This window comes from Microbacterium sp. NPDC079176, assembly GCF_040686675.1.
In the GTDB taxonomy this organism is placed as follows: Bacteria; Actinomycetota; Actinomycetes; order Actinomycetales; family Microbacteriaceae; genus Microbacterium.
The window spans coordinates 564,482-576,642 of sequence record NZ_JBFBLM010000003.1 but is presented as its reverse complement, the minus strand read 5'-3'; the positions used below and the strand labels follow the sequence as shown (position 1 = coordinate 576,642).

The window sequence follows — 12,161 nt, the reverse complement described above, 5'->3', positions numbered from 1 at the left end:
TAAAACCCCAGATCAGAAGGGAAAATGCGGCCATATTGGGAATCCCCCCCTCCCGCAAGGCATAACGCAACTCGCCAGTTGAACTGGGCTTTTCCCAAGTCTTTTGGCAGCCCCGCAGCGGCGAGGGCAAGCTTGTGTTCAGCATGAGAAGCCAGAACCGAACCCAGTGGTCTACCAACCCTGCCACCGACCGCGACCCAGATGTCGTCGCTCGGGGCAGGTGCCGGTGCGTCCTGGTGCAAGGGTGGCTCACTGAGGATGGATGGCTGCTGCGTCCGGTTTTGACGCGAGGCGTCCGCGAGGAAGCCAAAACGCTGACTCGCCAGTACGACTCCATCCTCCTGGAACGTCGAGTAGGCGATTGGGATGACCCCAGCCCGCTCAGCGTTTGGTGCCGTCACGGTGTAAGCACACCGAACGTCGCCGAGGCTGCGCAGCGTTGGCGTCCTCGCATGCGCACCGCTGCCTGACGTAGCATTGTCCCAGCAGTAACTCAATATCACTCGTTAGCGCTGTAGAGCCAACTAATCTCGCAAGGTCATGTCGAGAAGAGCCCAAAAGGGGTATCTTCACCATGTCCTCCAAGCTCCAGACGTCATCGAGTGCTATCGCTCGTGCACGACGCTCGCGTAACCCCGAAGCCGAGGTTGAGGCCCGCCGCAACCACGCATTCTCGACTATTGAGGTCGCGATTGACCGCGCGCTTGCCGTTGCCCCTCCACTGAATCAGCAGCAAATCCGTACACTGTCGCGCCTCTTGCGCGGAGGTCAGAGATGAGCCGCCGCTGGCAGCGGGTCGACCTCCCGTCCAAGACCTGGCTGTCCGAGTCTGAGGCGATGGACGTGCTGCGGCGCGGCGCCGATCCTGCCTGGTTCGAGCCTGCGTATCAGCGCGCAGTCGTCATCCCTCACAGACCCGAACGCGCATACAGGTATGGACTCATCCGCATTTACGGCGACCCCGCCGCGCCCGAAGCGCATGACATCCAGCTGTTCTGGGATCGGGAGGGGCTGTCAGGGGCGCTCGAGGTTCAGTGGTCAGACCTCATCCAAAACACCCGCCCGGGCGAGCCTCGCCTGCCGTACGACGTGTTCTTCTTCGAGTTGGACCAGTCGCCGCGGCTATACCTCGTGATCGAGCAGGACGAAGACGACGAAGGCGAGGACGACGAGTGAGCGCCGTAGAAATCGCTCTGAGCCTGGCATCGGTCGGGTGGCATGTATTCCCCTGCTCCCCCGAGGGAAAGCCGCTGGTCCCGTGGAAGGACGGCGCAACCACCGACCCGGAAACCATCAAGAAGGCGTTCCGTCGGGATGACCGACGCATCGGCGTTCACTGTGGGCGTAGCGGTCTGCTCGTGGTGGACCGCGACCGGAAGGGCGGCAAGGACGGCTTCGAGAGCCTGAGGCACGCGGGCCTCTCCCTTCCGCGCACATTCCATTACAAGAGCCGAAGCGGTCGCGGCAGGCACGACTACTACGAAGCTCCCGAGGGCGTCGATTGCACCATCGCCGCGAACGTGCACGACATGGCCGGTGTGGATATACGCGCAGGCGTCGGCATGATCATTTACAACGGTCCGGAACTCACCGAGGCACCGACACTCGCACCGGCTCCCGAATGGGCCGTCATTCACCGCAAGGAGCGCGGCTACGAATCCATCGTGTCACTCGAGGACTGGCTCGCTGACGAGTACAAGCCCGAGCCGACATTCAAGAGCCGGCACCTGGCCGAGGCGGTTCCTCTCGAAGGCGTCGGTGACGGTGACCTGCTGCCGCTCGTGACGCCTATCGTGTCGAGCCTCAAGCGGCGCTACGGCAGGCGTCGGACGTTCGAGGTCGCCCGCGAGCGGTACACCCGCAACTATCCCGACTACGGCGACGCATTCGATCAGGCATGGACGAAGGCCATCGCGAGGGTCGAGCACGACTGGGAAGAGCCGCGCGCGCCGACCGCCGCGGTCGACGAGCGAGGGGGTAAGCCCACCGAGCGGAACAAGGGGCGGAAGCTCAATCTGGTCGACCTCAACGACATCGACGAGGAGCCGATCTACTGGGTGATCCAGGACCTGATCCCGCTCGGCACCCTGACGATCCTGTCCGGCACCGCCGACGTCGGCAAGAGCACCCTGTTGGCGGCATGGGTGACTCAGATCATGAGTGGCACCGCAGAGGGCGACCTCGACGGACCTGCAACCGTGTTGACCGCCATCGGTGAGGACGATCTGGGTCGCGTACTCAAGCCGCGGATGAAGGCCGCTGGTGCCGACCTCAGTTCCGGACGCCTGCAGGTCATCAGCATCACCAACGATGGACGCGACACAGCGTTGCAGCTCGCGAATGATCTGGACTCCATCCGGCAGGCCGTGATCGATACCGGTGCGCGCGTGCTCGTGCTCGACCCGATCATCTCTTACGTAGAAGGTGACCCGAACGCAACCAAGGATGTGCGCGCCGCACTCGATCCCATCCGCGATCTGGCGACCGAACTCAATATCGCGATCATCGCCGTTCACCATCACAAGAAGGGCATAGGCAACGCGGCGGAGAAGCTGTCCGGCTCTCACGCCTGGAGGGACGCATCACGGTCTCACATCCTTGTGGTGAAGGACGAGGACACGGGCGTGCGGTTCGCCACCGTAGAGAAGGGCAACTACACCGGCAAGCGACTGTCGTTCTCGTTCGAGACGGAAAGCGTCGTTCATCAGAACGCGCGGGGTCAGGACATCAAGACGGCGCGTGTGATCAACCTCCAAGGATCCACGACCACCGCTCACGACCTGCTGGCGAGGGCCGCCGAGATGACCGGCACCAACAGCGAGCTGATGCAGGGCATCGTGCACTTCGTCAGCAGTCAGCGGGTCTCCGTGACCACATCCGAAGTATCCGAGGCCCTCGGCGAGGATCCCAAGAAGGTGAAGGTGTACCTGAACCGTGCGTATCTCAAAGGACAGATCGCCAAGGCGTCTCGAGGCACGTATCACTCTCTAGCTGGCGTGGACATCCAGGCCGAGAGCGCGAAGAGGGCGAAGAAGTGATCCCCGTGTCCGCCGCGGAAAAGGTAACAACACCACGCGTAGGGTGCCCCGGCGTTACCTGCGTTACCTTGCCCCCTCGCGAAGGTAACAAAGGTAACTCAGGTTACGCCGGGGCACTGCACGCGCGAGGCGTTACCTTGCGGTCTCGTCGCGGTCGAACGACCCCATCCGGGCAAAACGGGGTCCGGCTTGTGTGGACATTTCACACGCACAACAGGAAGAGGCCGCTGTGAACCCTGAAGACGCATGGGACGCCCTCAATTCCGCACTGGAGCACATAGCGCCACTTTGCAAGGGGCAGGCACTCTTCACCGCCGACCGCCTGTCAGACGACGAACGGGCGCTGTGCGAGTCGACCTGCACTAGGTGTGCCCTCTTCGACCTCTGCGACGCCTACGCGACCGCCGCGAAAGTCGATGCGGGCTACTGGGCCGGGGTCGAGCGTTCACCGAAGCGGCGCATCACCCAGAGCCGTCGATCTCAACCATCAACCACCGCACCGGACGGTATCCGGCAACCATCACCGAAGTAAGGAACACATCATGGCTAAGTACACCGCAGCATCCGTGGAGACGTCCCTCCCCAAGGCGCAGGCAGGCTTCAAGGAGCGCGCGATCGCCGTCAAAGCGGCACACAACTCGACTAAGCAGACGATCAAGGCCGACCCCATGACGTCCGACCTCGCAAAGAGGGACAAGCTCGAAGCCCTCACCAACGACACCCGGTCACAGCTCGACGCGATCAAGGCCGAGCAACTGTCGTACGAGGCTTCGCTCCGGTCCAGCCTGGAGAGCCAGTTGCGCGGGAACCAGCCCGCCGACGCGAACAGCGTGCTGCTCCGTCGCGACGCCGCCGATCGGGTGCGCCGGATTCAAGACAAGCAGGAGGCGCAGGACGTGCTGAACGACGCCCTGGCCAACGGTGACGAGTCGATGGCCCACGCGATCGGCACCCGTGCTCGCAACTCCGCATGGCTCGACGTGGCCGATGTCTACCAGGCCGCATACCCCGACACCGCGGACACTGCGTCGGCTCTCTCCTTCGTGGAGGCGAACACCAGCGGCGGCGCATACAACCTCAGCAATAGCGCAACGTACTCGTCGCCGCTCGACTGAGCTCACTGACCCTCACCCACGCTGGGCTTGGGTAACCCAGCACCAAGAGACTCCTGGTCACGAGCCGGGAGTCTCTTGTATGTCGGCGGCGGCGGCGCATTTGGCACGAAGGGCCACCTTCAGGCAAAGTTCAGCTTGCTCGAACATCTGTTCGATTCGCGTTTGCGCAAAAGGAGAACATCATGGCCACCAAGAACTCCACGAAGGACATCGAGACCGTCGAGCACGTCGAGGCCGCGGACCTCCTCCAGGTCGTCAACGACGGCATCATGCAGGTGATCGACGCGCACAGCATCAACGTGCAGAAGAATCGCTACAAGGCGATGCGGGCTATCGCCTGGCAGGCGTTCATCGAGAGCATCGAGGCCGGCGACTTCGATGCACTGGTCAAGCGTGCCAGCGCCAACGCGGGCACGCTCCCCTCAGGCTGGGAGATCAAGCCTCCGACCAAGCCCGCGCCGAAGGCGACCCCGGCCAAGGCACCTGCGAAGAATGCCGCGCGATGACCACGATGATCGGCTACTTGCGGGTGTCCACCGAGGAGCAGGCCACCAGCGGCCTCGGGCTGGAGGCTCAGCGCGACACAATCCAGCGCTACGCCGTCGCACACGACTGGGACGTGGTCTGGTACGAAGACGCAGGCCTCAGCGCCAAGTCTCTCGCCAGGCCTCAGTTGCAGGCCGCGCTCGACCGGCTAGGTGTACCCCTGAAGCGCCGGGACGTTGACGGCATCGTGGTCGCCAAGCTCGACCGCTTGAGCCGTAGCGTCGTCGACTTTGCCGGAGTGCTGGATCTCGCCCGCGCCCGGAAGTGGGCACTCGTCGCTATCGACCTTGGCGTGGACACCTCCACTCCGACCGGCGAGCTAGTCGCTAACGTGATGATGTCCGTCGCCCAGTGGGAGCGCCGCGTGATCGGTGAGCGCACGTCTGCCGCCATGCAGGCCGCGAAGCGCGCTGGCAGGCACATGGGTCGCTACTCGACGCTCCCCGAGGCGACGGGTGCACGTCTGCTGGAGCTTCGAGCCGTGCACAGCCTTGCAGCCACGGCTGACGGACTGAACGCCGAAGGCCTCACCACGGCGACGGGCCAACCGTGGACCGAAAATTCAGTCTGCAAGGTGCACAAGCGCATCGGTTCATGAACACGATGCGTACTGGTTGGCCCCGTCGCATCGGATCGCAAGAAGCGGCGAGGGTGTGACGTTCTACAGCGGTTCGATCAGTCGGCGCTCTTCGACAGACCGTAAACCTAGCTGCGTTATATGGGCTGCATCGTCAGCGAGAGTGATGAGGTAGTCGTCGTGCAACGCGCGAAGAACGCGACTCGGGTTCTTGCGCATATTTACCGGGAGCCACGAGTTCAGTAGTTTGCGGCTGAGCGGGCGGTCGCCCCACCAATACAGAAGCACCAGCATGTGGTCCGCGTGGCCCAGTGTCTTTAGGATTCGAGGCTTGCCGTCAAACTCCTGAATCATGGGCACCTCGCGTCGAACCAAGGCCTCGATGATCTGCTGGGCCTCCGCCGCTGAAACGCTGTGATACAGCCTGACTAGTTCGGCGAGGATCCAGTCAAGGACAGCAATAACGATCGACGCGTCCTGCATGCTCGGATCGATACCATCGCTTAGATGTGCGGTGTTCCGCTTGTTGCGGATGTCGTAGACGACGCGGACCGCGCGCGGTAGATGAAGTCTGACGCTCTCCGGGAACGAACCGGCAGGAAGTTGTCCAAGCCTCGTTATGACCGTGTCAGCCTTGAACTTTGGGTCGGCAAGAGGCGTGTACCCGCCAGTCGTCTGCCACTCCAGGATGCGCAACACCGCTTCAGAGAAACGACCGCCCTCGACGGCGTTCGGGCGAAAGTCTCCAAGGTGAAACCTGCGTTTCGCACTCACGAATGCCTGCAGCGTCTCGGCAGCGAGTGTGGCGGGCACCCCCGCGGACACTAACCCCTGCTCGACTGAAGCGAGGTCTACAAGCTGCGCCAAACTCGCTTACTCTTTCGTCTTGCGAGCAACGTTCACGACGGCTCGCAGTGCCGTTTCGATTTCGCTGGACTTGATTCGGAGAACGCGGCTGCTCCCCGAACCAGATAGCACTGTCCCGGGAGCCGAGGCCATGTGAGTGAAGAAGTTCTTCTTGTCGAAGCACTTCAGGCGGGTGCACTCCGCGCGAATCAGTTCGACTGACACCAACGGTTCATCAGCGGCGTAGTGGTATGCAGCAGCAATTGCTGTCGCGACCGCCTTGGCTTTAGAGGCCGTTGACTCGCCAAGCTTGCGGCCTGCGACGTTCAGGTGGGCCGTTCCATCCGCGTCGAAGAAGAAGACCTCGACGAGCTCTGCGATATCAACGCCGGACTCGTCTGCAAACTTGTGGATGAGCGCCTCAGTGTCGACCTCCGCCACCTCCGCCGGTCCTTCCGTTGCGGCTTCGGCACCTGCACCGGTTTCGTCTACTCGCGGGGGTGTGCGACGCGGTGCGTTTGCCCCCTTTAGGAGAGCGACGGCTTCGCGAAACGCAACTTCATAGAGACCCTCGGGAACTCCTGACGCCTGCACGGCAGACCACGCCTTCGTCAAGATATCGCTGGCTTCCATCGGACCTCCGTAGCTCGGGTGCCTGATTGTCCCACTAATGAGCCATCATCAGCCGGTTCGACACGCCGCGCAGGTACCCGCGGGGAGACGCCGCGACCGGCGCTACGCTTTCGCCATGCGCGAGTCGAAGGGCGTCGTCGAGCACTCGACGCGGTTGCTCGCATGAGCGGAGTTGAAGAATGCGTATCCCTGAGGACATGGTGGGCTTCCGCGGCGACCCGAAGTGGCGCGACATGTCGGACTACCTTGTGCACTTCACCAAGCGAGACGCGCTACTAAACATCCTTGATGCTGGCCACGTGGAGGCCCGCAATCAGTTTGGCTGGGGTCGCAATGATGGAGCGACATCCCACCTACGAATGTCGACCTGTCTCAGCGAGGTCCCAGTGGATCAGATTGAGCGTATTGCCTCACGTCGCGGCCACTACGGGATCGGCTTCCGACGCGACTTCATCCAGAGCCTTGGCGGAGCGCGCGTCTGGTATGCCGAGGAGCCCCAACGGACGCTCCTATTCGAGACGTTCGGACCGCTCTATAGGACTGATACAGCACGTGAGAACGGCTTGTGGAAACTAACCCCCTTCATCGACGACGTCACTCCGGGTTACGACTTCACATGGGAGCGGGAGTGGCGGGTACCGGGCGGCGTGCGATTCGACCTCTCCGATGTGCAGTTCCTCGTGCTGCCGCGTGGCGAGGACAAGGAGCTGTTCCGCAACCCGGCTCCTGATGTTCCGCTCCTCAGTCCTCAAGGGATGGAGTTCTGGACGGATGCCTGGAACGCACTAGGGAACGATCAGGACCGATACGTCGATAGATTCCTGCGGGTGTACGCCAACCCCTCCGACTACCTCACGTGGGATCACGAGGACTACGACTACCAGTGGCCGGTGGAAGGGCAGGATTCCGCCGAAGCCGTCGAGGACGTGTTCGACACCGAACTCGATTACGACGCGAAGGCGGAGTTGGCCGCACGCCTTGACGGCATCTCCGCCATGTGGTTGAACATCAGAGCGTTCGAGGAGTGGGTGGCAGACGCAGACCTGGGAATCTAGGGGATTTTACCAAGAAGCAAACGCCTGAAGGGGACCCTTCGGGCAGTGCGTCACTCCTCCGGGACGGAGGCGTCGGGAGCTGCGCCAGGCAGATACGTGTCGCTCGTAGCTACGTATCGCAACGGCGCGACGTCGATGAGTGGTGCCACGCGCAGCCAACTCCAGAGGTCTCCCGCCAGGTCCACAAGTGGCTCGACGTTGGTTTCCTCGCTCGGCAGATACATGGCCACGCCGGTCGCGATATGAACGTCGGTTCGCGGTTTCTCATCAGGGACCTGATAAGCCAGATAGAACTTCTCAGCAACGGTCAAGCTATTCGGCCAAACGGAGCGAGGGAGGGCCTGCAACGCCTCATCGAAGGTTCTGTGCGCCGCCTGCCATGACACATCGGTGCTTGCCGCGACGATGAAGGACTTCAGTTCGTGCCGGTCATTGTCCTTCTGGGCAGGTTCGACGCTCATTCCGCCACCGCCACCGACTACGAGATAGTTCTGCCCGCCTCCTGTTCGATCCAGACGCTTCACACTGCCAGCGTTGCGGATAGCTTCGAGCAGGGTGGACCGGTTCAGACTCGACTTCACTTCGATTACGGCAGCTACGGCCTCGACAGGGAAGTAAAACGCCCCGCCAACTTGAAACCTTGGGTGATAATCGCGGCGCACGATGATGAGGTCCTGCTGGCGACTCTGCTCACCATGGCTGTCGATGATGAATCCCGTAGCAACATCGAAACCGGTAGGAACGATCTCAGCCAAGTACTGGCGCAGCACCTCCTCCCGCGCGCGCCCCCGTTCGCCGGGATGGGTAACCAGGTCGGCGGTGCGCATCCGCTCGATAGCTTCCCGGGCGTGTGCTTCGATGATGCGACGAGGAATAGAGGACTGCGCCGGTTCGGAGTCGGTCATGCGCTGTGCTCCGCGAGGAGGTCGGCGGCTGGCACGTCGAGCGCCCAGGCGAGCTTCTGGATGATGTCGAGCGTTGGGTTCCGTGTGCCGCGCTCAATTCCGGAGACGTACGTGCGGTCGAGGTTAGCGCGATGAGCGAAGTCCTCCTGCGACCAGCCGTAGCCAGTTCTGAGCTCGCGCACGCGCGCACCGAAGGCGGCGCGATGGGATGGAACGGGCATGTATCCACGGTTTCGCTAAGGTGACAATGAGTCCACGGACTATGAGTCACATAACGAGGGAGCGTCACCGATGTCCGAGCAGTCACTACAGCCCCCAGCATCTGCACCGAAGAAGGCGTGGTACATGAAGTGGTGGGTCTGGCTGATCGCGGCAGTTCTTGTCCTTGGCGGAATCAACGCCTTGATCAATCCGAGCGGTGACGTGGACCCCGCGGCGACACCTCAGCCAGTGCAGACCGCCACGGCCGAGCCAACCGCGTCTGAGCCTCCGGCTGCACTGGCCCCGCTCGATTTGGAGCGCTTCCTCACCGATTCGGGCGTCGCCTTCGATAGCGCCACCATGTCTGCGGGCAAGGCGTACATCTACGTGCCGACCGAGACGACCAATGAACAGGCTCAGCAGATCGCCAACGATGCGATGTTGTACATCTGCGATCATGCTACACAAGCTGGCGACAGTTCCCCTGCTGCCAACCGAGTAGAAGTCTCTGACGGTGTCAGTCCCACCTCGCCGGACTACAACGCTGCCGATCATCCCTCGGGCTTCGCCGCCCAGGACGTCTGCGAAGGCTGAGGCCTTCCTCCTGCAGGTTGGCTAAACTAACGGCCAAACAGCAGACTATGAGTCACATCACCCACAGGAGCGCCATGTCCAGCACAGCCAGGCTCAGCACGACCCTCGCCGCACTCACGCTAGCCGTGACTGTGCTGGCCGGGTGCACCGCGCCCCAGGCGACTGATCCGTCGCAGAAGCCTGATTCCAGTCCAGCGCAGAAGCCCAGCACCGCCGGGCCTGACGCGGATGCAGGCCTCCCAGGCGGCTACGTGGACGTCGGCCATGGAACCTCTGTCCCTGCGGGCAGTCCCGACGGTTGCGAGACACCGGCGTACATCCACATCGGCGGCATGAGCGCGGAAGTGACTGGGGAAATCGTGGATCAGGGTGCACGCGACTTCGCAGCGGGCACGGTGGGCCTCGACGACGAGGGCAACATCGTGTCCTACACCGTTGCGCCCGGTGACGTACCGACTGCGATCGGCGAGCGGTTGTGCATCTACAACGGAATAATGCTCGCGACACTCAACCACACACGGACAATTCATCCTGACCAGGTGCTGCGACTCGATCCCGACCCCACTGTTCCGTGGGTGCCGTACCACAACCCCGACGAAGCCGAGGCGGGATTCCAGCAGATTCCGTACCAGGAAGCCATCGAGGCGATGGGCCGCGCTGCCGACACGGGCGACGTGGACACGATGCGCGGCATCTGGAACGACAAGCTGAAGGCCATGTTCACGAATCCGGCAGTCATCGACCAGATCCAGGCCGCGCTTGATGTCGGCGACCTCGACGTGCTGAACCAGATGTTCTCGTAGCGCCACAGGAGGGCACCAACCCCACAGCGACAGGTGCCCGAGAGCCTCGATAGCCTTGCCGTATGGCGTCTTTCTCTGAGCGAACCGGGCACCGAGCCACTCGTGCACTAGTGCAGTCGGACGATCTCGATACGGAGACTCGAACCGAGTTGTGGAACGTGCTCGTTCTGCTACAAGAGACCTTCCGCAAGAGGGGCTCGATCGATCCAGCCCAAAAGAAGATCCTTGATGCTGTCTGGGAGAGGCAGTTCAAGCGGGCACGCGATGAGCGCCCCAGCGATATGGGCGTGTGGTCGCTCATAAAGAAGCAAGTTCTGAGCGCTGAGTGGTTCGACGTGCTCGATTTGATCGAGGCGATCGTCAAGTACATGAACATGTACCCGAGCGGCTACGACAGCGGCCTTTCAAAGGTGCTTGCAGAGGCCTACAACAGCCGATTCGAGCACTACCTCGTCGGCTACCGATTCATCGGAGAAGAAGTTACACCGATCGATTCCTCCGCCGAAGCGGGGGCGGTTACCACCGCTTCCAGTGATGTGGCATCAATCGCGGGGGCACGACACCACCTGGGGCGCGCGATCGAACTCCTGGCTGACCGACAGAACCCGGACTATCCGAACTCGATCAAGGAGTCAATCTCGTCCGTCGAGGCGGTAGTCAAGAAGGTAACGGGCGAGGGAACGCTCGGCTCTGGGCTAGGAAAGCTCGAGTCCGCCGGACTTACGATCCATCCGGCGCTCAAGGGCGCATGGCTCAAGATGTACGGCTGGACCTCAGACGACGACGGGATCCGCCACGGCGGGATTGAAGCCGCCAACGCAGACCAGGCCCTTGCCAGGTACGTACTGGTGACCTGCTCTGCATTCGTCTCGTACCTGATCGAGGAGGGTCGGAAACGAGGACTGCTCCAGTAGCCCTCCATCGCGCTAGACGCCTTGCAGCCCCATCCAAGTGGCAATTGCGATCACGGCTATACCTGCGACGACGGTCACCACGAACGTAGCGGTGTGGTCACGCCAGGTTCGTGAAAGCCACGAGCCCTGGAGTTCCCCAATGGATGGAGGGGTGCTCGTCGTCGTATCCCCCACGGCGACTGATCCAACCGAACCGTGATTGTTGCCAAGGACGCCGACATTCACGTTTCCGCTGAACACGTTCGTCTGTACTGAGTGCGGCGGAACGGCCTCGGGACTAGCGGCCAACCCTTCCCGTTCTAGTGTCTGACTTTCGGCGGACAACTTGGCGTGAAGAGCGTCAATCATCGACTTGTCGGAGCCTTCAAGCTCAACAATCAAGCTCGCGCTCTTGAAGTTCTCTCCCATGAACATAGAACGCAGCCGAACCACAACGTCAGAAAAGACAATCGTCTCGGTCCTGAACCACTCCAACTGGCGTTCGTCTGCGCCCTCTGGGGGTCTTACTCCTCGCCGAAAGGAGAATCGGGCGCTTATGTCTGACGGCCGGATGTGGTGCTCGCGAGCGGCCGCGCGAGCCGCCTCAAGATCCTCGCGCTCAACAGACGAGCCCTCATCATCCCTAACAGACACGCCATCCTGCACAGCGAATCCGTCGAACTGCGCGAGCGCAGCGTGTATGTAAGGAAACAGGTGTTGCGTCACGTTCCACACATCGTCGTTCGTGCTGACGCTGAAGCTCACGCTTCTCTTAAAGTTGTCGGCCACCGCTACCCCTCTCCGTCATGAGGGTACCGGCGTTTGTCAGTGTTCCCACGCCGCCTGGCTGACTCATCGTTGGCCTCACTGCGTTTCACTTGGGCGGACGGCAGATCGACATAGACGTGGCATGCCTGGCAGAACCACCAAGCCGCGCGTGGTTCCATCCGCTCCA

At 62.1% G+C, this 12,161-nt stretch carries 15 protein-coding genes; 10 read left to right on the top strand and 5 right to left on the bottom strand.

Annotated features, from left to right (window positions below):
• Window positions 1-774 precede the first annotated feature (774 nt).
• From AB0P11_RS10215 to AB0P11_RS10190, 6 genes are all read left to right on the top strand, one after another.
• On the top strand, window positions 775-1,176 hold the full coding sequence (locus AB0P11_RS10215; protein ID WP_363521690.1) for a hypothetical protein: 402 nt from the start codon (window positions 775-777) through the stop codon (window positions 1,174-1,176).
• Complete coding sequence (locus AB0P11_RS10210; protein WP_363521789.1) at window positions 1,173-3,038, top strand: AAA family ATPase; 1,866 nt, start codon at window positions 1,173-1,175, stop codon at window positions 3,036-3,038. The genes AB0P11_RS10215 and AB0P11_RS10210 overlap by 4 nt, the downstream gene beginning before the upstream one ends.
• Window positions 3,039-3,267: 229 nt before the next feature.
• Window positions 3,268-3,570, top strand: a complete 303-nt coding sequence (locus AB0P11_RS10205) for a WhiB family transcriptional regulator (RefSeq protein ID WP_363521687.1) — start codon at window positions 3,268-3,270, stop codon at window positions 3,568-3,570.
• Between the two features lie 10 nt (window positions 3,571-3,580).
• Window positions 3,581-4,153 (top strand): hypothetical protein, encoded by a 573-nt coding sequence (locus AB0P11_RS10200; protein ID WP_363521684.1) that lies wholly within the window; start codon window positions 3,581-3,583, stop codon window positions 4,151-4,153.
• 182 nt (window positions 4,154-4,335) lie between these two features.
• Window positions 4,336-4,659, top strand: a complete 324-nt coding sequence (locus AB0P11_RS10195; protein WP_363521681.1) for a hypothetical protein — start codon at window positions 4,336-4,338, stop codon at window positions 4,657-4,659.
• Window positions 4,656-5,297, top strand: coding sequence for a recombinase family protein (locus AB0P11_RS10190; protein WP_363521678.1), 642 nt, complete (start codon window positions 4,656-4,658; stop codon window positions 5,295-5,297). Before AB0P11_RS10195 ends, AB0P11_RS10190 begins: the two co-directional genes overlap by 4 nt.
• Window positions 5,298-5,360: 63 nt before the next feature.
• Here the strand turns inward: AB0P11_RS10190 and AB0P11_RS10185 are convergent, their stop codons facing one another.
• Window positions 5,361-6,089 carry a hypothetical protein gene (locus AB0P11_RS10185; RefSeq protein WP_363521675.1) on the bottom strand — a complete coding sequence of 243 codons (729 nt, stop codon included), beginning with the start codon at window positions 6,087-6,089 and terminating at the stop codon, window positions 5,361-5,363.
• Between the two features lie 60 nt (window positions 6,090-6,149).
• Window positions 6,150-6,755: a hypothetical protein gene (locus AB0P11_RS10180; RefSeq protein WP_363521672.1), complete on the bottom strand. Its 606-nt coding sequence runs from the start codon at window positions 6,753-6,755 to the stop codon at window positions 6,150-6,152.
• 179 nt (window positions 6,756-6,934) lie between these two features.
• Between AB0P11_RS10180 and AB0P11_RS10175 the strand changes: the two genes are divergently transcribed.
• Entirely contained in the window at window positions 6,935-7,810 is an 876-nt protein-coding gene (locus tag AB0P11_RS10175) for a hypothetical protein (protein ID WP_363521669.1), read from the top strand.
• A gap of 50 nt (window positions 7,811-7,860) precedes the next feature.
• Here the strand turns inward: AB0P11_RS10175 and AB0P11_RS10170 are convergent, their stop codons facing one another.
• On the bottom strand, window positions 7,861-8,715 hold the full coding sequence (locus tag AB0P11_RS10170) for a DUF6602 domain-containing protein (protein ID WP_363521666.1): 855 nt from the start codon (window positions 8,713-8,715) through the stop codon (window positions 7,861-7,863).
• Window positions 8,712-8,936, bottom strand: a complete 225-nt coding sequence (locus tag AB0P11_RS10165; RefSeq protein WP_363521664.1) for a helix-turn-helix transcriptional regulator — start codon at window positions 8,934-8,936, stop codon at window positions 8,712-8,714. The genes AB0P11_RS10170 and AB0P11_RS10165 overlap by 4 nt, the downstream gene beginning before the upstream one ends.
• Window positions 8,937-9,060: 124 nt before the next feature.
• On the opposite strand from AB0P11_RS10165, the gene AB0P11_RS10160 reads away from it, so the two are divergent.
• The 3 genes from AB0P11_RS10160 (at window position 9,061) to AB0P11_RS10150 (ending at window position 11,227) form a co-directional block, all read left to right on the top strand.
• Complete coding sequence (locus AB0P11_RS10160) at window positions 9,061-9,510, top strand: hypothetical protein (RefSeq protein WP_363521661.1); 450 nt, start codon at window positions 9,061-9,063, stop codon at window positions 9,508-9,510.
• 74 nt (window positions 9,511-9,584) lie between these two features.
• The gene (locus AB0P11_RS10155) at window positions 9,585-10,313 is read left to right on the top strand and encodes a hypothetical protein (RefSeq protein WP_363521658.1); all 729 of its coding nucleotides are present in this window, start codon (window positions 9,585-9,587) and stop codon (window positions 10,311-10,313) included.
• Between the two features lie 62 nt (window positions 10,314-10,375).
• Window positions 10,376-11,227 (top strand): AbiJ-NTD4 domain-containing protein, encoded by an 852-nt coding sequence (locus AB0P11_RS10150; RefSeq protein WP_363521655.1) that lies wholly within the window; start codon window positions 10,376-10,378, stop codon window positions 11,225-11,227.
• Window positions 11,228-11,239: 12 nt separating this feature from the next.
• On the opposite strand, the gene AB0P11_RS10145 is transcribed toward AB0P11_RS10150, so the two are convergent.
• The gene (locus AB0P11_RS10145) at window positions 11,240-11,995 is read right to left on the bottom strand and encodes a hypothetical protein (protein WP_363521652.1); all 756 of its coding nucleotides are present in this window, start codon (window positions 11,993-11,995) and stop codon (window positions 11,240-11,242) included.
• Between the last annotated feature and the right edge of the window lie 166 nt (window positions 11,996-12,161).